A 20,500-nucleotide genomic window follows, 5' to 3' on the forward strand; every position below is an offset into this window, starting at 1 on the left:
TTTAAGCTTTATGTAAATAAATATTTGTACGTAACTCAGCACATACCACGAATAAGACGTTCTTGTTGCGTATATAAAAATCAGGAATTCTAATGTAGAATCCTGTAAATTCGTACAGAGCACCACTAGAAGCACCAATACAAACATGTTCAGCATCCGCCGTATTCTGATTGCCTAGCGCAAAAACGATTCCGTGCCAGATTTGCTCTTGTCCTTTTACTGTTTTTCAGGAAGTTTCAGTTTCCACTGCATATACGCCGCATACAAAACGGGAATCAGGATCAGGGTCAGGATTGTTGTGCTAACCATGCCGCCGACCATCGGCAGGGCGATACGCCGCATGACGTCCGATCCCGGACCTTCGGTCAGGAAAATCGGGATCAGGCCAAGGATGATTGTGCCGACAGTCATTAATTTTGGGCGAAGGCGCTGAATGGCTCCGTGCCGGACATTTTTCAGCAGGCCTTCAAATGTTTCCGGCCAGTGTTCGCGCATCTGGTGGTCGATGTAAATCAACATGACAATCGCGGTTTCGACGGCAATACCGGCCAGTGCGATAAACCCTACGGCAACGGCAACGGAAACGTTATATCCGGCAAGCCACAGCCACCACGCTCCGCCAATGACCCCGAAGGGAACGGAAAGCATAATCAGCAGGGTTCTGTCCCACCGTCCGAAGTAAAGGTAGAGCAACGTCAAGATAATCAGCAACGTTGCCGGGATAGCAATTTTCAGGCGCTCATTTGCTTCCTGCATCTGTTCAAACTGGCCGGAAAATTTCAGCGTGTAGCCTTCGGGCAAATCGTAGTTTTTAAGTTTTTCCTGCAGACCGGAAATGTACGAGCCGATATCCCGGCCCTCTATATCGACAAAGACCCAGCCGTTCAGCCGCGCATCTTCCGACTTAATCATTGACGGTCCTTCGGCAATGCGGATGTCCGCCAGATCCGCCAGCGGGATATGCGCACCGTTTGCGCCCGGAACCAGAATATCTTCAAGATCGGACATGTTGTCCCGGAACGGGCGGTCATAGCGCAGCATGATCGGGTAACGTTCTCGTCCTTCAACCGCTTCATCCAGCTGCATGCCTCCAAGCGCCGTCTGGATCACGCGCTGAACCGTGCCGAGGGAAATGCCGTAACGGGCAATTTCACGCCGGTCCGGGTCAATTTCGATATATTTGCCGCCGACAACCCTGTCGGCGATCGCGCTGCGGGTGCCGGGCACGTCACGCGCCAGTGACTCGACCTCCCTGGCGATTTTATCAATCTGCATTAAATCCGGCCCGGCGATCTTGATGCCCACCGGTGTGCGAATGCCGGTGGTCAGCATGTCGAGGCGTATTTTAATCGGGTAACCCCAACTGTTCATCATGCCGGGCAGGCGCACTTTTTTGTTCATGTCCGCAACCAGTTTTTGCGGTGTCATGCCGGAGCGCCATTCGGATCGGGGTTTTAGTTCAACCCATGTTTCGATCATGGCGAGCGGGGCCGGGTCGGTTGCGGAGTTCGAGCGTCCGGCCTTACCGAAAACCTGCGCAACTTCGGGGAACTGTTTAATCTGACGGTTTGTCACCTGTAGAATTTCCCGTGCCTTGGCCGTTGAAACGCCGGGCAGGGTCATCGGCATGTAAAGCAGGCCACCTTCATAAAGCGGCGGCATGAATTCGCTCCCGAGTTTGGAGACAGGCAGAGCCGTGCTGATAAGGGCGATAAGCGCCAGCGAAATCGTTGTTTTACGCCATTTCAAGGCCGCATTCAGGAACGGGCGGTACAGCGCGATGAAAAAACGGTTTATAAAATTTTCATCTTCACATTTGATTTTGCCGCGGATCAGCCAGAGCATCAGGACCGGCACCACCGTAACCGACAGGAACGCCGCCGCAGCCATTGCATAGGTTTTTGTAAAGGCCAGCGGCGTAAACAGACGCGCCGATTGTCCCGTCAGCGCGAAGACGGGGAAAAAGGAAACCGTGATAATAAGCAAGGAGAAGAACAGTCCCGGCCCGACTTCCCTGGCCGCCAGAATAAGGGCTTTTTGTTTTTCTTCTTTCTCGGATTCCGGCGGCATGGCCGATAATTTCCGGTGCGCGTTTTCAACCATGACAATAGAGGCGTCGACCATCGCGCCGATCGCAATGGCGATGCCGCCCAGCGACATGATATTGGCTGTAATGCCCTGCGCCGACATAATGATAAAGGCGGCAAGGATACCAAGCGGTATTGTGATAATGGCCACAAGGGCGCTGCGGGCATGCAGCAGGAACAGGAAAGTGACGAGCGCCACCATCAGGCTTTCTTCGATAAGCTTATGTTTTAAATATGTGACAGACCCTTTGATCAGCGCGCTGCGGTCGTAGACAATTTTAATTTCCACACCATCCGGCAGACCCTGTTTGACGCTTTCAAGGCGTTTTTTAACATTGCCGATAACATCAAGGGCGTTCGCGCCGGGGCGCATCACAATGATACCGCCGACAGCTTCGCCTTCGCCGTTCAGCTCTGTAATGCCGCGCCGGATCGCCGGGCCTTCAACCACGCGGGCGACGTCACCGATTGTAACAGGCGTGCCGTCAGGGCTTTTTAAAACGGCTTCGCGCAGATCGTCCGGTTTGTTCACGTAACCGAAAGAGCGGATCAGATATTCGCTTTCCGCCATTTCCAATGTTCGCCCGCCGGTTTCCTGATTGGCCGAACGTACGGCCTCGATGATTGTTTGAAGAGGAATGTTAAACGCACGCAGCTTGTTCGGATCAACCAGGACCTGATATTCTTTGACAAATCCACCGACGCTTGCTACCTCGGCCACCCCGTCAAGCGTGGCCAGTTCAAAACGCACAAACCAGTCCTGCAGGCTGCGCAGTTCGGAAAGGTCATGCTGCCCGGTCTTGTCTATCAGGGCATATTGAAAAACCCAGCCAACCCCCGTTGCATCCGGCCCCAGGGCCGGCTCTGCACCTGCCGGAAGCTGGTTGCGAACCTGCGATAGATACTCAAGAACGCGGCTGCGCGCCCAGTACATATCGGTGCCGTCTTCAAAGATGATGTAAACAAAGCTTGTGCCGAACATGGAAAAACCGCGCACGACTTTTGTTTTGGGCAGGCTGAGCATTTGCGTGGACAGCGGAAAAGTTATCTGGTCTTCGATAACCTGCGGGGCCTGTCCGGGGAATTCTGTGCGGATAATGACCTGTGTATCGGACAGGTCGGGAATGGCGTCGAGCGGAATTTTCGTCAGCACGATTATTCCCGCTGCCAGCAGCGCCAGCGCGCCCAGCATGACAAAGAATCTGTTTGCCACCGACCAGTCTATGATCCGGGCGGCAAAACTTTTGGCCGGGTCGTGCTGCAGGTTTTTGTCCGCGTCAGTTGACATGCTTGTGCCCCATCGCGGCCATGCCGCCCCGCAGATTGCTTTCAGCATCGAGCATGAACTGTCCAGAAGAAACGATTTCCTGCCCGTCCGTCAGGCCGCTTTTGATCTCTGTCAGGCCGCTTGCCGTAATGCCAGTTTTCACCATCACCGGGCGGAAGTTTCCATTGCCCAGCGCTTCCATGACATACGCGCCCATACTGCCGTACAAAACGGCATCTTCAGGGACGGAAAGGCGCGGCTGCGTATTCGCATCAAAATCTATATCGACATAGCTGTCGGGCCGTAGAATTCCGTACGGGTTTTCAAGGACAAGCCGCACGGTCACGGTCCGGTTTTGGGGATTACTGACCGGATGAATGTAATCCACAACCGTTTCATATTCCTGCCCCGTTTCCGGCACGCTCACACTGGCGCGGGTCCCTTCCTGTAAAAACGCGATATCGCGCAGCGGGACATCGGCGTTGATCCAGACATTCGAAAAATCCTGCAGGACCAACGCGACCTCACCTTCTGTCAGGTGCGATCCGTCCCGAACGTTCAGTCTGGTTACAACGCTGTCCATGGGCGCATGAAAGGGCGTGTGCTCCATCATCTTGCCTTTCTTTTTCAAAAGGGCAATGGCCTGCTCGTCCATGCCTTTCAGTTTCAGGCGTTGTTCAGGATTGCCGATTTTATAACCTGTCCGCCGGCCGATCAGGAAGTCCGACTGCGCGGCCATCAGCTCCGGCGAATAAACGCTGAACAGCACGTCTCCTTTTTTTACAACGTCGCCGACAGCGGACGTTTTCAGGTTTTTGATCCAGCCTTCCTCCTGCACGGCGATTTCCCGCTCGTTGCGCATATCGCCTGCAACCTTGCCGAACGCCCGGATAGCTTTGCCGAAATTTTCATATGTCACGTGCGTTGTTTTAACGCCCAGCGTCTGGGTGTAGGAAGGGTCTATGCTGATAGCCCCCTCCATACCATTCTGGCTATGCTTGTCATGTTCATGCATGTCGCCGGCGCCTTCGTTTTTTGGAACCAGATGCATCCCGCAAATCGGGCAGTCATCGCCGTCTTTTCCGGTGATGTGAGGATGCATCGGGCAGATATAGACGTCTTCCGCCTTCTCCGGCATGGATTGTTTCGTGCCGTGTCCATGGTTATGTTCGTGCATGGTTTCAGAAGCGGAATCTTTCGATTCAACTTCTTCTTTCGGCGCAAGGTTCATGCCGCAGACCGGGCAGCGGGCGCCTTCTTTACCGCTGATTTCCGGGTGCATCGGGCAGGTGTAAGCGCCCTCGGCTTGCTGCGCCATAGCCGGCGGGACAAAGGCAAAGAGCATCAAAATAAAAATAAAAACGCGCATAAAAGTCTCCTTTTTCGAGAGTTAAAAAACAAACGGAAAAAAGAGGCGTCTTTAGTTTCTAAAGCGCTGCGTCGTTAAGATAATCGGAAGATGTGCCTGTGATATTCGCTTCCATTCGGGCGGACCGCGAATGGCATTGCTGTGCGCGGGGAAGAATTCACTCTCCGCGACCAGATCGGCCCAGACAAAATGAAGCGTATCAATCTGCCGGTCCGGCTGAAGGTCGATCGTATCGTCTGCGGAAAACAAATCGACGCCCATACAATCCAGCACCAGCATCGGCCCGCCTTTTGCTGCCTTTTTCTGGGTGCTCTTGGCGGACTCGTGACAGGGTTTTTCTACCGTTGCCGCCTTGGCTGCCTGCACGGGGCAAACAGACATGGCGCAGGTCAAAACCGGCGTCAGCATGATAATGACCAGAAATCCCTGCAATATCTTGCGCATACGAACTATTGTACACCATTCGTATCACAAAGTCCCAAAGTTTCATGGAGCTGTAAGGCATTCCACCAGGATATGCAGGAGAAATAAAGAGAAAATGGTGCCGTTGAAGAGATTTGAACTCCCGACCCATGCTTTACGAATTATTTTATGGTAAATATAATATGGGGCGGGTTGGTTCAATATCCAGCCATATAATACGGCGGGTTTTTAGGCATTTCCAGCGATTTTTCTACTTTTAAAAACAGCTCTTTCAATATCGCTCAGGCGCGAACAATATCTTTCCACCTTATTATCACCTTTTTAAAGACAGAACAAAACGAGTACTTTTTTTCTGGGTAAGAGTAAGTTAAACTCAACGTCAGTAGGGGAAACACCTTCTACCTTTTCAATAAGATATAAAGATGATGCTTGCTGCCCAAATTGATGAAACCCGTCGTCTTGTCTCGCCAACATTAGACGTTGAAAGACGTTCTGCGCTTGGGCAGTTTATGACGCCAGCAAACGTAGCGGAGTTTATGGCCTCTAATTTTGATGACCTGCCAGATGAGGTCAGACTGCTTGATGCAGGGGCTGGTATGGGCGCTTTGACCACTGCCTTCGTCACGGAAGCCTGTAGTCGCAGCAAACAGCCCTCATCAATAGACGCTACGGTTTATGAAGTTGACGAACAGCTTGCTGCCATTTTAGAGGAAACGCTGCTTTCTTGCGCCGATATTTGCGCGGATGCAGGCATTCAGTTTAGCTACCGCCTCATTAAAGACGACTATATTTTGAGCTCTGCTGCGCCGCTTCTTGATAAAACCCGCACCTATAATTGTGCCATCTTGAACCCGCCTTATGGTAAAATCAATTCGGCGTCGAACTGGCGGAAGGCTCTACGTTCGCAGGGCATTGAAACTGTCAATCTCTATACGGCCTTTGTTGCACTTGCCATCCAGCAGATGGAAGAAGGCGGTGAAATTGTCGCTATTACGCCCCGCTCATTTTGTAACGGTTCTTATTATGAACCATTTCGCCGCCTGATGCTGGATTCAGCGGCGCTGGTTTCGCTGCATGTTTTTGAATCGCGCCGTACAGCCTTCAAAGATGATGGTGTATTGCAGGAAAATATTATCTTTAAGATCAAAAAAGGCTGGAAGCAAAATGGTGTTCAGCTTTCAAGTGATGTGATGGAAGCAAGAGAAATTTTATTCTCCGATATCGTCAGACCGGAAGACAAACATGCTTTTATTCGCCTACCGATAGAAAATAATGATCTGGCGACCCGAATTCAGGCGCTTCCCTGCACCCTTGCTGATCTTGGAATAAAAGTTTCTACGGGGCGCGTAGTTGATTTTCGGGCAAAAGAGCATTTGCGCAAGATGCCCGGCGAAAACACGGTGCCGCTGATTTATCCCGCACACTTCGACAATGGCAAAGTCGGTGGGCCTATTCCTGATTTTAAAAAGCACAATGCACTGGCTGATAATGAAGATACGGCGTCATTAATCTTGCCTGCTGGCCTTTACGTGCTAACAAAACGGTTTTCAGCTAAAGAAGAAAAGAGGCGGCTTGTCGCCGCTGTTTATCACGGCGGGCGAGTTGGCTTTGAAAACCACTTAAATTATTTCCACGCAAACGGCGAGGGACTTTCATCAAAACTGGCTCATGGACTGTGCGCCTTTTTGAACTCGAAGGCGGTCGATCAGTATTTTCGCATATTCTCCGGCCATACGCAGGTTAATGCCACCGACTTAAGAAACCTGCATTATCCGAGTGTTGAGCAGCTTGAAAAATTGGCCGACGCAACAAGAATTGGGCGACTTGGCCTTTACATGGCCTGAGATAAATTCGCCGTCCATCAGCGTAATGGCTTCAATACCGCCCAGTTCGCGCAGTGGTTTGATCCAATAATCACGCCCTTCACGGTCAAGCTTCATGCCTCCGCGCTGTAAAATGCCGATATGACATCCCAGATGTGCGGTTGTCGCGCCGTCAGTAATTTTTGCGTCTTTAGGGGGCTTGGGAAACCAACTGTCGGTCTGATCGTCCAGCAGTGCGAAAACGCCGTCCACAAGGTCGGCATTCGTGCCGAGATGCAGATACGTTAACACATCTCTTATCCTGTCTTTTGAAACGCCCTGAAACTCGTCTGGCGTACCGCCTGTACGTTCTCTTAGGGCTGCTACATCGTCATGTAACATGAATCAGATTCCTTTATTCATTTTGATTCAATGTATCCGGCGAGCGTGCCGGAGTCGAGGCAAAGTTTGTCAAACCAACAAAAAACAGAGCATAAAATGCGAGGGTCATATGGTTTAATTTTGTTTCGTATGGAGCCGTATCTATCAATATAAATTACTGAAATAACTATTATTTTTAAATTTTCTGGTTGTCTTTTGCGTTTTGTTTGAGTTATAGGTTTGAATATAAACCTTATTAAAAAGTGCAATCGATGCCAAAAGCTAAAATAACAAAAACATTTGTTGACCAAGTCCCATGTCCTAAAAAGGGACAAGTGGCGTATTGCGATACGGATTTGCGGGGCTTTTATTTGATCGTCGGTACGCAGGCCAAAACTTATACAGCCCAGAAAGACATTCAAGGCCGCACAGTCCGTTACACGATTGGTAGGCACGGGCACTTCACCCCGGAGCAAGCGCGGAAAATTGCCAGAGACAAGTTGAATTTAATGGCGCAAGGCATTGACCCAAACGCGCAGGAAAAAGAACAGAATGCACAGCGGATAACACTCAATCACGCTTTAAAAACGTATCTGGCGACACGGCGCAATCTGAAGGAGCGTACCAAAACCGATTACCGCTATATTACAGACCGCTATCTCAAAGATTGGAAAGAAAAATTACTGACCGATATTACAAAGGATATGGTCGGCGCAAAACACGCAAAAATTGCCGAAGAGTTTGGGGCATATACAGCCAACAAAGCCATGCGCCTTTTGCGCGCGATCTTTAACTTCGCGCAAGCCACGTACGACATCTGCCCCGTCAATCCGGTCGTCTATTTAACCCGCGTAAAGGCGTGGTACAAAGAGGAGCGCAAGCGCACCTATATCAAGCCCCATGAATTGAAAAGCTGGTGGGCGGCGGTGCAGGCATTGGAGAATGACACCTACCGTGATTTTCTGCTGTTTTTGATGTTTACGGGGCTTCGCCGCAGTGAGGCGCAATCGTTGCGCTGGGCAGACATTGATTTTAAAGACCGTACCTTCACCATTCCCGATACAAAAATGGCGATCCATTGACGTTGCCGATGGGCGGTTTTCTCTATGGCATGTTTCAAACACGACAAAAACGCTACGGAAATTACGAATTTGTATTTCCTGGCCCCGGAGAATATGGCCATTTGGTCGAACCGAAAAAGGCATCGCCAAAGTCGTGAAACAATCCGGTATTTCTTTCACCTGCCATGATTTGCGCCGGACATTTATTACAATCGCCGAAAGCCTTGAAATCTCGGCATACGCTTTGAAGCGGCTTATTAATCACCGCGTCACGGATGTCACTGGCGGTTACATCATTGTTGATGTAGAACGGTTAAGAAACCCTGTGCAAAAAATCGAAGCGTTTATTTTGGAGAAGGTGAATGGCAACCAAGAAGCAGGAAATAAATCGGCTCATACGAGCTGACTACGGCTATCCTGTACTGCAAAGATTCCTAGCTGAAATCATATATGAAACCCGTGACTTCAATAATAGGGATATGGAGAAACGCTATAATAGCTTACTGAAAATCATTTTGGGTGATCCCCAAAAGAAAATTTCAAAAGACGGCTATAGGGATGATAATGAGCTTTTATCTCGTGCTGCGGTTATGACACAATCCTGTTTTCGGAAAGATATAAAAACTGGGACGCGGTTAAAACGAATGTTGACCGTTACAGAGGCTTGTGAAGAAATCGCCCGTATGGAGCATGTCAAAGGGTATAAATTTCAAACACAGTTACCAGACGGCATCACGGAAAATGATAAAGAGCAAATTAGAGCTACGCGTCTTAGACTGATGGGTAAGCTGAAAGGGAACATCAGACACTATGGGCGTTTGCATTTCAAATACGGCACAAAAGGCCTTCGAATACGAAGAAACCGATAAGGAAATTGAATTTATAAAAACGCTCTTTCCTGACTGGCTGCGGCGCTTCGGCAGTCAAGTCAGATTTGAAGAAAAATAAGCCCAAAACTGCTTGGCCATAAACCAAAATACCCGATAATTGAATAGACCAACTGCTTTCAACATCAAAAAGAAAGGAGATGGTCATGCAGTTAATTACAGAAAAAGAAGCCGCTACTCTTCTCAATTGCAGCACTCACAAACTTCAGCGGGATCGCCGGATAGGCAGTCCCATTCCCTATATCAAAGTGGGCCGCAGTGTAAAATATCGCTTGTCCGATATTGAGGCTTATCTCGAAAAACAGCGTTTCACATCCACTTCTGAGTATGGAGGTGATAATGCATAATTTTTACAATGTTGCCGCAACATACCTTGATTTTTGTTGGTTGCCAATTCCCCTTCAACCAAAGGACAAAAAGCCGTTTGATGGTTATAAGTGGAAAGATGCTCGCCTGACGTCCGAAACAGCAAGGAACTTTCCCAAAGATTGCAATATAGGTGTTGCGTTGGGGGAAAACAGCAATGGTCTTGTTGATTTGGACTTTGATAGTTCTGAGGCTGGAATCATTGCCAATAAACTCTTTCCACATTTGCCGGGTTTCGGAAGAAAATCCGCACCTTTCGGGCATAAAATTCTGTATTGCCCCGATGCCGGAAAAACGCAGCAATTTAAGCTAACATCGGAGCAAGCAGAGATAGCAGGATTTACCGAGAAGGCTGTGGTGATGGAGCTGCGGGGAAACGGTGGATACACCATGTTTCCACCGTCCGTTCATCCTTCCGGTGAAACTGTACAATGGCATAATAGCAAGTTGCCCGAAGACATTCCGGTGATGAAATGGGATGAACTTCAAAAATCCTGTGGCCTGTGCGCTTCCCTAGCTGTGTTTTTGAAGAAATATCCAACAGCACAGGGAGCGCGGGATGAAATTTGTCTGGCATTAGCAGGCGCATTATTGCGCGCTGGGCTTCCGCTCGATCAAGTCGATGGCTGGATTGTTTTTATTGCCGAACAGAAAGGGGATAATGAAGCACACATGCGTAAAAAGGCCGAGGCGACCAAAGAAAAGATGGATGCCGGAGAAGAGGTCACAGGTCTGCCAAAACTCTGTGAATTACTTGGCATAGAAAAGCTGAAAGACGTTTTATCCAAATGGCTTTACGGATCGGCAAGCTCCGTTACTGCCAAAGCCGAAAAGGAAATTGCGGAGCTTAACGAGCGTTTTCTTGTTATTGAGAACGATGGCGGGAAATGCCGTGTAGCGTTTTTATTTCAGCAACCGTTGGATAAAGACCAAATAAGGCTGGTCTTGGTTCTACAGTCCTTTGAGGACTTCAAAAACGCTTTATGAACAGATACGTCATTGCTGACTATACCGATGACGGTAATAATCGCAAATTTATTTTTGTAATCAAATGAGTCTGCAATATCGTCGAAAATAAACAGCGTTTTTTTACGAACTTTCCATCTTATGTGAACTTCAAACATTATATTCAAGATATATAGCGCTCGTGCCTCGCCCGTACTAAGGACATTCAGCAGATCATTTCTCTGGGCAGCCGAATACTTACGTTGATCTTCGCCATCAATAAAATTAAATACCACCGAAGGAGTTGTATCCTTTATCTTCTTTCCAGTTTGTAAATTCTTCAGCTTGCTGAATCCGTTCTGTGACCTTATCAATGCGACTGGGATCCAGCTCTATAAATAGCTCACCCAGATCACCTGCGCCCACAACCGGGGTTGTGTCTCTTTTGAAAAGAGCTTTGGTTGGTCTGTGGCTTTTCGCAAGACCCGATTGCTTTAGCACAAGCTTCGCATAAGAAATCTCAGAAAATTCGTTTTCAACCTGGTTCTTTTTTATATCTGATAATTGCGAGGAGATTTTTTGTTTGTGTTGCACAAATTCGGCATCATTATTCGCATAAAAATCTTTATTGGGACCGCCACCTGTGCGATCCCAACTTTCAATGAAGTTATCCGTATTCAGAACAATCTGGATGGGGCTGTTAGGCATAGAAGTATCTTCCTACCATATAGATATCTAGATCAAAAAGCGTAATAAGGTCTAATAAGGTGGTTTAGATTTTTGAAAAATGGCGGAAAATGGTGCCGCTGGGGTGATTTGAACACCCGACCCACGCATTACGAATGCGTTGCTCTACCCCTGAGCTACAGCGGCCTATGAAAAAGACCTCGACCTTATTATCGCCTTATTACGGGCGGGGGCAAGATCGAAAACCCCTGTATTTCTAGCGTCACCGCTGTGTGACCGTTTAATTACGAAAGCATTGCTCTACCCCTGAGCTACAACGGCGTCCCTTGGAACCTGCCGTTGATAATCGTTTTTCGACATATTTTCAAGACCTGTGATCATTTTAATATTTTTTTAATCTTACAGGACTAGAGATGGGGGTCTAAACGAGCGTACTTCACCGGGTTCCTTTCTGGTTTTTTCCTGTTTTTAGCATTTTGGAGATATCACATGATTACGCTTTTCAGCCATTGTCTGGATGCCTGCTGTATTGCCGGAACGTTTGCCGCTCTGGGCTTCTGGGCTCTGTAGACAATATGACGGGGCTAAACGCTTGCGCCGGCCGGGAAGGATTGTTATACCCTTGTCTGGAAGGTCGGCGCGGGCGAAAGCCTTGCCAATCCGGTCAGGTCCGAAAGGAAGCAGCCGCACGTGAGAATTTTTCGGGTCGTTAGTCCGGCCTTCCACTTCTTCCACATTTAATTTTGACAAATCCTGCTTTAAAGGCGGCGGCCCGCCATCTTGCGTCTTGCCCGAATCGGAGAATCCCTCTACATAAGGGGGCATGTCTGATCCTCAAGTCCCTTACCGCGTTTTGGCGCGAAAATACCGCCCCCAGAATTTTGACGACCTGATCGGTCAGGATGCGCTGGTGCGCACGCTGAAGAATGCGATTGAATCGGGCCGGATCGCGCATGCCTTTATGCTCACCGGTATCCGGGGGGTCGGAAAAACCACCACCGCGCGGATTATCGCCAAGGCCCTGAATTACACCGGGCCGGACGGGAAGGCGGGGCCGACGACCGGCCCCACGGACGATTGCGAAACGTGCAGGGCGATCAGCGAGGATCGTCATCCCGACATTATGGAGATGGACGCGGCTTCACGCACCGGCGTGGACGATATCCGCGAAATCCTGGACGGGGTGCGCTACGCGCCCACATCGGCCCGTTACAAGATCTATATTATCGACGAAGTGCACATGCTGTCCAAAAACGCTTTCAATGCGCTTTTGAAGACGCTGGAAGAGCCGCCGGAGCATGTGAAATTTATTTTTGCCACGACCGAAATCCGCAAGGTGCCCGTAACGGTCCTTTCGCGGTGCCAGCGCTTTGATTTGCGCCGGATCGACGCGGGAACGCTGGCGGATTATTACCGGGAGATTTCCGAAAAAGAGGCCGTGTCCTGTGAGGAAGATGCGTTGGCGATGATCGCGCGGGCCGCCGACGGGTCCGTGCGGGACGGTTTGTCCTTGCTGGACCAGGCGATAGCGCTGGGCGGGGAAAAGATTACGGCGGCGCAGGTGAAGGATATGCTGGGGCTGGCCGATCGCGGTCTGGTGCTGGATGTGCTTGAGCACGCGATGAAGGGCGAATGCGCCCCCGCGCTGGACATCATGGAGGATCTGTACCGGAAAGGCGCCGACCCGTCTGTCGTTATGAACGATCTTCTGGACATGACCCATCTTTTGACGCGCCTCCGGGCGCTGCCGCAACTGAAAGAGGCCGGGCAAACGATGGTGCGGGAAGAAACGGAGCGCGCGGCCGATCTGGCGGCCAAGCTTTCCATGCCGACGCTGGGGCGGGCGTGGCAAATCCTTCTTAAGGGGCTTGGCGAAGTGAATATGGCGCCGATTCCGCAAAAGGCGGCGGATATGATCCTGATCCGGCTGGCCTATGCGGCGCAATTGCCGGACCCGGCGGAGCTTATCAAAAAACTGCAGGATAATCCGTCCGTGCCACAGGGAGGCGCCGGGATTATGGTTGCGGCGGCTGCCTCCTCTTCGCAGGGCGCGACGGTGCAGACGGGCGCAGGCGGCGGAAGTGGCGCAAGGCAGGCGCAGGCCGCTTTGGCGCCGCAGCCGCAGGAAGAAACGTTGCCGCAATCCGTCGCGTCCGTTCAAACGTTGCAGGATGTCGTGTCCGCTTTGGAGCAGGACGGCGCCATGGCGCTGGCGTCTCAGGTTTATCTCTATGTCCATCTGGTGAAGCTTAAGGCGGGGCGGATGGAGTTTCGCCCGGCGGCGGATGCCCCGAAAGAATTTGCGCAAACGCTCACGCGCGCGCTGAAAAAGGCAACGGGGGAGCGCTGGATCATTACGGTGTCCGGCGCGGAAGGGCAGCCGACCCTGGACCAGCAGGCCAAAGCCGCGCAAATTCAAAAATTCGATGCAATCAGGCAGGAACCGCTGGTCGCGGAGATTTTAAGGATATTCCCGGACGCGGAGCTTCGGGCGATTCACGAGTCGAAAGAAGAAATATAAGAAAGGCAGATCATGGATATTCAAAAAATGATGCAGCAGGCCAAAACCATGCAGGATAAAATGCAAAACCTGCAGGCGCAGCTTGCCGACAAGGAGGTGGAAGGCTCTTCCGGGGGCGGCATGGTGAAGGTAAGAATGAGCTGCAAGGGCGAGTGCAAGGGGATCGAGATTGATCCTTCCATGATAAAGGACGGGGAAAAAGAAATTCTGGAAGATTTGCTGAAGGCGGCTTTGAACGATGCCAAAGGCCGCGCGGACGCGACGCTGGCGGAAGAAACCCAGAAGCTCATGGCGGAAATGGGGTTGCCCGCCAACATGCAGATGCCGTTTTAGGGACGCGGCCGGATGAAAATTGTCTTTTTCGGATATGATTTTTCAGCCGATGTTCTGAAGCGGCTGGTTGAGGACGGACATGAAACATTGTCCGTTTTTTCTTTTGAAACGGACAATGTCTTTTCTTTTAATGCGCGGCTCGAAGAACTGGCGAAGGAGCTTGGGGTGTCTTTCGAGCTCGCGCCGGTGACGCCGGAGCAGGTGGAAGACCTGCTGTCTCTGGGCGCGCAATGTTTTATATCGGCCGGGTACCCGTCCAAAATTCCGCCCATCGACAAGAGCCGCGCGTACGGCATGAACCTGCACCCGACCTTGCTGCCGGAAGGGCGGGGTTTTATGCCGATGCCCAGATTAATCATGGAGCATCCGGACGCGTGCGGCATGACCATTCACAAACTTGCGCAGGAATATGATCGCGGGGATATTCTATATCAGGAAGCCATAAAAATGCTGCCGGACGAAGATATCGAAACGCTTTCGGCGCGGATGGTCATGCGGGCGCCGCATATCGTGTCCGAAGTTGTGTCGGATATTCAAAATCTCTGGAAAAACGCAAAACCGCAGACGAAAAAAGGAAGCTGGTGGAATGCGGTGCCTGAATCCGCCCGCACATTCGACTGGACAAAAACGGCGGCACAGACGGACAAAATGATCCGCGCTTTTAGCCGTTACGGCATGCTGGCGGACTTTGACGGGCGGCGCTGGAGCGTGTTTCAGGCCAAAAGCTGGCAGGAAAACCATGATTTCAGGCCGGGCGACATTGCCTGCTGCCTTAGCCGCGAAGTCGTTCTGGCAATCGCCGACGGGTTTGTCATCCTGAAAGAATTCTATCCGCTGGAACAGGAAAAGCGGGCATGAAAATCATGACCTGGAACATCAATTCTGTGCGATTGCGCAGCGCGATGGTCGTGGACGTGATGCGGAACCACCGGCCGGATATTGTCTGTCTGCAGGAAACAAAATGCCCCGATGAATTTTTTCCCGCCGATCTTTTTGCAAAAGAAGGTTATGCGCATCAGCACATCCACGGGATGAAGTCCTATAACGGCGTGTGCATTCTCTCCCGCCTGCCGTTTGAAAACGCGGAAATCCACGCGCGTGTCGGGCGGGAGGATTGCCGCCATATCGGCGTGTCCTTTAAAGATTTCGATCTGCATAATCTTTATATTCCGGCGGGCGGGGATGAGCCGGACCGGAAGGTGAATGAAAAATTCGGGCATAAGCTCGATTTTGTTGATGAAATGACGGGCTGGTTTGCGGAGCGCTATAGCGCGGATAAAGCTGTGATTACGCTGGGGGATTTCAACATCGCGCCGCGCGAGCACGACGTCTGGTCGCATAAACAGCTTTTGAATGTGGTATCGCATACGCCGGTCGAGGTGGAGAAGCTCGATAAAATGTACGCCTCTTTAGACTGGACGGACGCCGTTCGCCATTTCGTGCCGGAGGAGAAAAAATGCTATAGCTGGTGGAGCTACCGCAACCGGGACTGGAAAAAATCAAACCGCGGACGGCGGCTGGATCATATCTGGGTGACAGCTCCCCTGGTGCCCAAACTCAAAAGCCACGCGATCCTGACCGAAACCCGCGATCTCGAAAAACCGTCCGATCACGTGCCGGTGATGATCGAGCTGGGGTGAATCTATTGACTTTACATAATTATAATGATATAAGACTTATCATGAAAAAAGAATGGGACACAAAGGCGAAGGTGAATACTGACAATCGTCGGGGGGTTTTAATAGATGGCGATGAGGTTATTTCGGAAGGGACCGTCAACACGACGGACGCGGACGCGCCTGTGTCTGAGAAAGATCAAAAAACCTACGGGAAAGACGGCAAGCTCAAGGGGCCGCAAAAGGGACAGCTTCCCCCGGGTCTAAAAGCCTAGAGCATTCTGCAATCAGGTCGAGTTGCAACCCATTTTGTCACCCTGAGCCGAAGGCGAAGGATCTGGGCGTTTCCCGGAGCTTCTTCGCTGCGCTCGGAAATGACAGGATGGAGCCAAGCCTTAAGCGATGAGCGCTCTGACGTATCCAAACGCTATTCCGCGCCTGCTTTGGCTTCCTTGCGCCGCGCGCTCACGCGGTCGGTTGCGGAAAGGTGGACCTTGCGCAGGCGCAGGGATTTCGGCGTGACCTCGACCAGTTCGTCTTCGTTGATATAGGCCATCATTTCTTCCAGCCCCATTTTCCTCGGCGGGGTAAGCGTCACGGCCTCGTCCGTGCCGGAAGCGCGGACATTGGTCAGTTTTTTGCCCTTGAGGACGTTGACGTCCAGATCGTTTTCGCGGTTATGCTCGCCGATAATCATCCCCTGATAGACCGGGTCGTTGTGGGAGACGAACATAACGCCGCGGTCCTGCAGGTTGAAGATCGCGTAGGCGACGGCCTGCCCTTTATCGGTGGAAATAAGGGCGCCGTTCCGGCGTCCCCGGATTTTTCCTTTATAGGGCCCGTAGGAATGAAAGAGGCGGTTCATAATTCCAGTACCGCGCGTGTCGGTTAGAAACTGCGACTGGTACCCGATCAGGCCGCGCGAAGGTGCCAGAAAAGTGATGCGGGTTTTGCCTGCGCCGGAGGGGCGCATATCGTTCAGGTCCGCTTTCCGGTCCGTCATTTTTTCGACCACCGCGCCCGTATACGCGTCATCGACATCCACGATGACCTCTTCGTACGGCTCCAGCGTTTCCCCGTTTTCCCCTTCTTTCAAAAGCACGCGCGGGCGGGAGACGGAAAGTTCAAATCCTTCCCGGCGCATGGTTTCGATCAAAACGCCAAGCTGGAGCTCGCCGCGGCCGGCGAGTTCAAAGGCGTCTTTGCCCGCCGTTTCGGACACGCGGATCGCCACATTTGTTTCGGCTTCGGCCTTCAGGCGCTCGCGGATCATGACGGAGGTGAGTTTTTTTCCTTCTGTTCCTGCCAGAGGAGAATCGTTGACGGAAATGGTGACGGCCATGGTCGGCGGGTCGACGGGGTGCGCTTCGATCGGCTCGGTAACATCCGGAGCGCAAATGGTATCGGCCACGGATGTTTTTTGCATGCCGGCCAGACAGATGATGTCTCCGGCGACAGCCTCTTCGACGGGAACGCGGTCCACGCCGGAAAATGCCATGAGTTTCGTCAGCCGGAACGTTTCGACTTTTTCGCCTTTCAGGTTCAGGGCTTTGACGGGCATGTTGACTTTGGCCTTGCCGCTGTAAATCCGGCCCGTGAGCATCCGTCCCAGATAGGGGTCGGCGCTCAGGAGCGTGGTGAGCATGGAAAAGGGGGCGTTCGCGTCCAGCCCCGGCGCGGGCACGTGGCGCAGGACGAGTTCCAGAAGCGGGTGCAGGTTTTTCCGTGGGCCATTGAGTTCCTCATCGCACCAGCCGTCGCGGCCGGAGGCGTATAGGACCGGGAAATCGAGCTGTTCGTCGGTGGCGTCCAGCGCGGAAAACAGGTCGAAGACCTCGTTTAAAACGTCATCGGGGCGGGCATCGGCGCGGTCGATCTTGTTGATCATGACAATCGGGCGCAGGCCGAGCTTGAGGGCTTTTCCCAGAACGAATTTTGTCTGCGGCAGCGGGCCTTCCGCCGCATCGATAAGCAAAATCGCCCCGTCCGCCATGTGCAGGACGCGCTCCACCTCGCCGCCGAAATCGGCGTGTCCCGGCGTGTCGATGATATTGATTCGGGTGTTTTCCCAGTCAATGGCCGTGCATTTGGCCAGGATGGTGATGCCGCGCTCTTTCTCCAGGTCATTGGAATCCATCACCCGCTCATCCACCTCCTGATTGTCGCGGAAAGACCCGCTTTGTTTCAGGATGGAATCGATTAACGTGGTTTTGCCGTGATCGACATGGGCGATGATGGCAATATTGCGGATATTTTCAGGTTTCAGGTTCATGGGCGCTTACATACAGGGCTGCATACAAAAAAGCCAGATATTTCTGCGCATTATGGTGTTTCCCATGTCACATCCAGCGCAGGCAGGCCGTCAAGATTTTCCCGGCTCCATCGGTAGCGGTTTGCAAGCGTTCCGTCCGGCAGGAGCAAGTCCTTTTTTGCGCATCCTTCCTTTTCAAAGCCAAGTTTTTCAATCACCCTTTGGCTTTTTTCATTGCCTTCCGCGTAGTCTATAACGACCGTTTTGGCCCCCAATACCTTGAAGGCATAACGCGTCAGGGCGTTTGCCGCTTCTGTCGCATAGCCTTTTCCCTGTGCGTCTTTTCGGACCCAGTAGCCGATTTCAAACCGCCCTATCTTCCAGTCAAAACGGTGCAGTCCCGTAAAAACGACCATTTCCCCGCTGCTTTTTTCAAAGCCGTGTACACGAAGGTCTTTACGCAGGATGAAATCGGCATAGGCTTGCCGGATGTTGGCCTCTGAATCTTCTTCAGTGCCGATATCTGTGGCCCACGGCATCCAGCGGTGGAGCATCTCCCACGTTTGCATCTTGGCCGCGTGCATTTCCTTCCCGTCGCCGGGCAGCACGTTGCGCAAGGTCAAACGCGGTGTTTCGATCGGCATGGGAATATCGATTAAAAGCGTGCGGTCTTCGGGCATGGGTTTAAACTTTTAAAAATCGCTGCAGCGCCCGCCGACTTCCCAGTCGCCGTAACGGGTGGGTTCCGGACCGACAGGGCCGCCAATCTCCTTCGGCGGCTCCTGCCCGGTTTTCCCCTGTTTTTGTTCGGGAATCCGCTTTCCGCTTGATTTTTTTCTGGGCTTTTTGTCCGTCATGGCTAAACTGCGCTTTATGGAGATATTGAAACCTTACCGCGCCCGTATCGATGCGCTGGACGACCAGATTATTGATCTTCTGGCCCAGCGTCTAGAGATTATTCACGAAGTGGCGGAGCTGAAAGCCGCGCGCGATATTCCGGCCGTGCTGGAGGACCGCGTGGAAGAGGTTATCGAGCGCTGCGTCGCCCGCGCAAAGGAAAAAGGCGCAGACGGGCAGATTATCCGCAGGCTTTACACGGTTCTTGTGACGGCGTGCTGCGATCTTGAAAACGACCATATCCGTAAAAACGATGCAGCCTGAACCGACCCTTCCCCTGTCAGACGGTTTGTCCGCGCGAAGCGCCGCCCTGAAGATACTGGACCAGGTTTTGCAAAAAAAGCGGCCGCTGGACCAGGTCCTGGAATCCGAACGGGCTTTTTACAGTTTGCCGGGGCGCGAGCGCGCTTTTACCCGTATGCTGGTATCAACGGTGCTGCGCCGGAAAGGCCAGCTTGACGACCTGATCCGCCGCGCCATGAACAGGGGGGAAGAGCCGCGCCCGGAAACGCTGCGCCATATTCTTTACATCGGCATCACGCAGCTCCTTTTTATGGATGTGCCGGACCACGCGGCGGTGGATACGTCCGTTTCGCTGGCAAAAGCCGAAGGGGCGGAGCGGCAAAAAGGCTTTATCAACGCGGTGCTGCGCCGGATGATTTCCGAAGGGCGCGAGTGGGTCAAAAAGCAGGATCCCGTTCAGACGAATGTGCCGGAGTGGATTTTAAAAGACTGGATTGCGACATACGGCCTGATCGAAGCGGCGGAAATTGCGCAGGGATCTTTGACAGAGGCGCCGCTGGATATAACCGTGAAGGATAAGGGAGAAATAAAATTATGGGAGGGGGCGCTGGGTGCCAGCGCGCTGCCGACCGGTTCCTTGCGGCGCAGCGGCGGCGGGAATGTCACCGAGCTTGCCGGGTTTGCGGATGGAAGCTGGTGGGTGCAGGATGCTTCGGCGGCGCTGCCGGCGCGTTTGTTCGGCGACAGGAAAGACAAAACAGTTGTGGATCTGTGCGCGGCGCCGGGAGGTAAGACCATGCAGCTTGCCTCCATGGGCGCAAATGTAATCGCCGTCGACCGCTCGACTTCGCGCATGAAAATCCTTTTCCAAAATCTGGACCGGACGAATCTGAGGGCCCGCGTTGAAACCGTGATTGCGGACGGGGCGGAATGGAAGCCCCAGAAGCCTGTTGACGCCGTGCTGCTTGACGCGCCCTGCAGCGCCACGGGGACTATCCGGCGCCACCCGGATTTGCTCCATTTGAAAACGCCAAAGGATATAGAGCAGCTTTGCGCGATTCAGGGACGGCTTCTCGATAATGCCGCCGGAATTTTGCAGCCGGGCGGGACCCTGATTTACTGCACCTGCTCCCTGCAAAAGGCGGAAGGGGAGGGGCAAATCACCTCCTTCCTCTACCGGCATCCGGAGTTTCGCCGCGCGCCCGTTAAGGCCGGGGAAATCGGCAATATCGAAGGGGCGATTACGCTGGATGGGGATGTGCGCCTCCTGCCCTATCATCTGGCCCCGCATGGCGGCATGGATGGGTTTTTTATCTCGCGGCTTAAAAAATTCTGACGAGAGGATTGGACCTGTGGATAAAATC

Annotated in this window: 21 protein-coding genes, 1 tRNA gene and 1 other RNA gene; 14 read left to right on the forward strand and 9 right to left on the reverse strand. The window is 52.2% G+C overall.

Features of this window, described 5'->3' with window-relative positions:
- Nucleotides 1-216: 216 nt before the first annotated feature.
- Genes H6853_03670 through H6853_03680 form a run of 3 tightly spaced genes read right to left on the reverse strand, consistent with a single transcriptional unit; the run spans nucleotide 217 to nucleotide 5,167 of the window.
- A complete protein-coding gene (locus H6853_03670) occupies nucleotides 217-3,315 on the reverse strand; it encodes an efflux RND transporter permease subunit (GenBank protein ID USO04589.1) in 3,099 nt (1,032 codons plus the stop codon).
- A 49-nt stretch (nucleotides 3,316-3,364) separates the two neighbouring features.
- On the reverse strand, nucleotides 3,365-4,723 hold the full coding sequence (locus H6853_03675; GenBank protein ID USO04381.1) for an efflux RND transporter periplasmic adaptor subunit: 1,359 nt from the start codon (nucleotides 4,721-4,723) through the stop codon (nucleotides 3,365-3,367).
- Between the two features lie 51 nt (nucleotides 4,724-4,774).
- Entirely contained in the window at nucleotides 4,775-5,167 is a 393-nt protein-coding gene (locus H6853_03680) for a hypothetical protein (protein USO04382.1), read from the reverse strand.
- Nucleotides 5,168-5,568: 401 nt separating this feature from the next.
- Between H6853_03680 and H6853_03685 the strand changes: the two genes are divergently transcribed.
- Entirely contained in the window at nucleotides 5,569-6,990 is a 1,422-nt protein-coding gene (locus H6853_03685; protein USO04383.1) for an Eco57I restriction-modification methylase domain-containing protein, read from the forward strand.
- Here the strand turns inward: H6853_03685 and H6853_03690 are convergent.
- The gene (locus H6853_03690) at nucleotides 6,901-7,350 is read right to left on the reverse strand and encodes a hypothetical protein (protein ID USO04384.1); all 450 of its coding nucleotides are present in this window, start codon (nucleotides 7,348-7,350) and stop codon (nucleotides 6,901-6,903) included. The two genes, H6853_03685 and H6853_03690, sit on opposite strands and share 90 nt — an antisense overlap.
- Before the next feature lie 251 nt (nucleotides 7,351-7,601).
- Between H6853_03690 and H6853_03695 the strand changes: the two genes are divergently transcribed.
- From H6853_03695 to H6853_03715, 5 genes are all read left to right on the forward strand, one after another.
- The gene (locus tag H6853_03695; GenBank protein USO04385.1) at nucleotides 7,602-8,411 is read left to right on the forward strand and encodes an integrase family protein; all 810 of its coding nucleotides are present in this window, start codon (nucleotides 7,602-7,604) and stop codon (nucleotides 8,409-8,411) included.
- A 133-nt stretch (nucleotides 8,412-8,544) separates the two neighbouring features.
- Nucleotides 8,545-8,796, forward strand: coding sequence for a hypothetical protein (locus H6853_03700; protein USO04386.1), 252 nt, complete (start codon nucleotides 8,545-8,547; stop codon nucleotides 8,794-8,796).
- On the forward strand, nucleotides 8,753-9,259 hold the full coding sequence (locus H6853_03705; GenBank protein ID USO04387.1) for a hypothetical protein: 507 nt from the start codon (nucleotides 8,753-8,755) through the stop codon (nucleotides 9,257-9,259). Before H6853_03700 ends, H6853_03705 begins: the two co-directional genes overlap by 44 nt.
- A 164-nt stretch (nucleotides 9,260-9,423) precedes the next feature.
- Nucleotides 9,424-9,624, forward strand: coding sequence for a helix-turn-helix domain-containing protein (locus H6853_03710; protein USO04388.1), 201 nt, complete (start codon nucleotides 9,424-9,426; stop codon nucleotides 9,622-9,624).
- Nucleotides 9,617-10,630, forward strand: coding sequence for a bifunctional DNA primase/polymerase (locus H6853_03715; protein USO04389.1), 1,014 nt, complete (start codon nucleotides 9,617-9,619; stop codon nucleotides 10,628-10,630). Before H6853_03710 ends, H6853_03715 begins: the two co-directional genes overlap by 8 nt.
- A 243-nt stretch (nucleotides 10,631-10,873) precedes the next feature.
- Here H6853_03715 and H6853_03720 read toward each other — a convergent pair whose 3' ends face one another.
- Complete coding sequence (locus H6853_03720) at nucleotides 10,874-11,296, reverse strand: hypothetical protein (protein ID USO04390.1); 423 nt, start codon at nucleotides 11,294-11,296, stop codon at nucleotides 10,874-10,876.
- A gap of 90 nt (nucleotides 11,297-11,386) precedes the next feature.
- Nucleotides 11,387-11,461 (reverse strand) — tRNA-Thr (locus H6853_03725).
- Nucleotides 11,462-11,903: 442 nt separating this feature from the next.
- On the opposite strand from H6853_03725, the gene ffs reads away from it, so the two are divergent.
- The 6 genes from ffs to H6853_03755 all read left to right on the forward strand — a co-directional run bounded on the left by ffs (nucleotide 11,904) and on the right by H6853_03755 (nucleotide 16,020).
- Nucleotides 11,904-12,002: signal recognition particle sRNA small type (gene ffs, locus H6853_03730), an RNA gene on the forward strand.
- A 96-nt stretch (nucleotides 12,003-12,098) separates the two neighbouring features.
- Nucleotides 12,099-13,796 carry a DNA polymerase III subunit gamma/tau gene (locus tag H6853_03735; GenBank protein ID USO04391.1) on the forward strand — a complete coding sequence of 566 codons (1,698 nt, stop codon included), beginning with the start codon at nucleotides 12,099-12,101 and terminating at the stop codon, nucleotides 13,794-13,796.
- 12 nt (nucleotides 13,797-13,808) lie between these two features.
- Entirely contained in the window at nucleotides 13,809-14,129 is a 321-nt protein-coding gene (locus tag H6853_03740) for a YbaB/EbfC family nucleoid-associated protein (GenBank protein ID USO04392.1), read from the forward strand.
- 12 nt (nucleotides 14,130-14,141) lie between these two features.
- On the forward strand, nucleotides 14,142-14,987 hold the full coding sequence (locus H6853_03745) for a hypothetical protein (GenBank protein USO04393.1): 846 nt from the start codon (nucleotides 14,142-14,144) through the stop codon (nucleotides 14,985-14,987).
- Nucleotides 14,984-15,769 (forward strand): exodeoxyribonuclease III, encoded by a 786-nt coding sequence (xth, locus tag H6853_03750; GenBank protein ID USO04394.1) that lies wholly within the window; start codon nucleotides 14,984-14,986, stop codon nucleotides 15,767-15,769. Before H6853_03745 ends, xth begins: the two co-directional genes overlap by 4 nt.
- 41 nt (nucleotides 15,770-15,810) lie before the next feature.
- Nucleotides 15,811-16,020 carry a hypothetical protein gene (locus tag H6853_03755; protein ID USO04395.1) on the forward strand — a complete coding sequence of 70 codons (210 nt, stop codon included), beginning with the start codon at nucleotides 15,811-15,813 and terminating at the stop codon, nucleotides 16,018-16,020.
- A 152-nt stretch (nucleotides 16,021-16,172) separates the two neighbouring features.
- On the opposite strand, the gene typA is transcribed toward H6853_03755, so the two are convergent.
- Genes typA through H6853_03770 form a run of 3 tightly spaced genes read right to left on the reverse strand, consistent with a single transcriptional unit; the run spans nucleotide 16,173 to nucleotide 18,853 of the window.
- Complete coding sequence (gene typA, locus H6853_03760) at nucleotides 16,173-18,017, reverse strand: translational GTPase TypA (GenBank protein USO04396.1); 1,845 nt, start codon at nucleotides 18,015-18,017, stop codon at nucleotides 16,173-16,175.
- A 50-nt stretch (nucleotides 18,018-18,067) separates the two neighbouring features.
- Nucleotides 18,068-18,676 (reverse strand): GNAT family N-acetyltransferase, encoded by a 609-nt coding sequence (locus tag H6853_03765; GenBank protein USO04397.1) that lies wholly within the window; start codon nucleotides 18,674-18,676, stop codon nucleotides 18,068-18,070.
- 12 nt (nucleotides 18,677-18,688) lie between these two features.
- Nucleotides 18,689-18,853 (reverse strand): DUF1674 domain-containing protein, encoded by a 165-nt coding sequence (locus tag H6853_03770; protein ID USO04398.1) that lies wholly within the window; start codon nucleotides 18,851-18,853, stop codon nucleotides 18,689-18,691.
- A gap of 16 nt (nucleotides 18,854-18,869) precedes the next feature.
- Here H6853_03770 and H6853_03775 point away from each other — a divergent pair, with 16 nt between their 5' ends.
- Together H6853_03775 and rsmB are read left to right on the forward strand one after the other, a co-directional pair.
- Entirely contained in the window at nucleotides 18,870-19,157 is a 288-nt protein-coding gene (locus H6853_03775; protein ID USO04590.1) for a chorismate mutase, read from the forward strand.
- A gap of 13 nt (nucleotides 19,158-19,170) precedes the next feature.
- On the forward strand, nucleotides 19,171-20,472 hold the full coding sequence (gene rsmB, locus H6853_03780) for a 16S rRNA (cytosine(967)-C(5))-methyltransferase RsmB (protein USO04591.1): 1,302 nt from the start codon (nucleotides 19,171-19,173) through the stop codon (nucleotides 20,470-20,472).
- Nucleotides 20,473-20,500 lie beyond the last annotated feature (28 nt).

The sequence above is a fragment of the Rhodospirillales bacterium genome (assembly GCA_023898765.1).
Taxonomy (GTDB): Bacteria; Pseudomonadota; Alphaproteobacteria; order Micavibrionales; family Micavibrionaceae.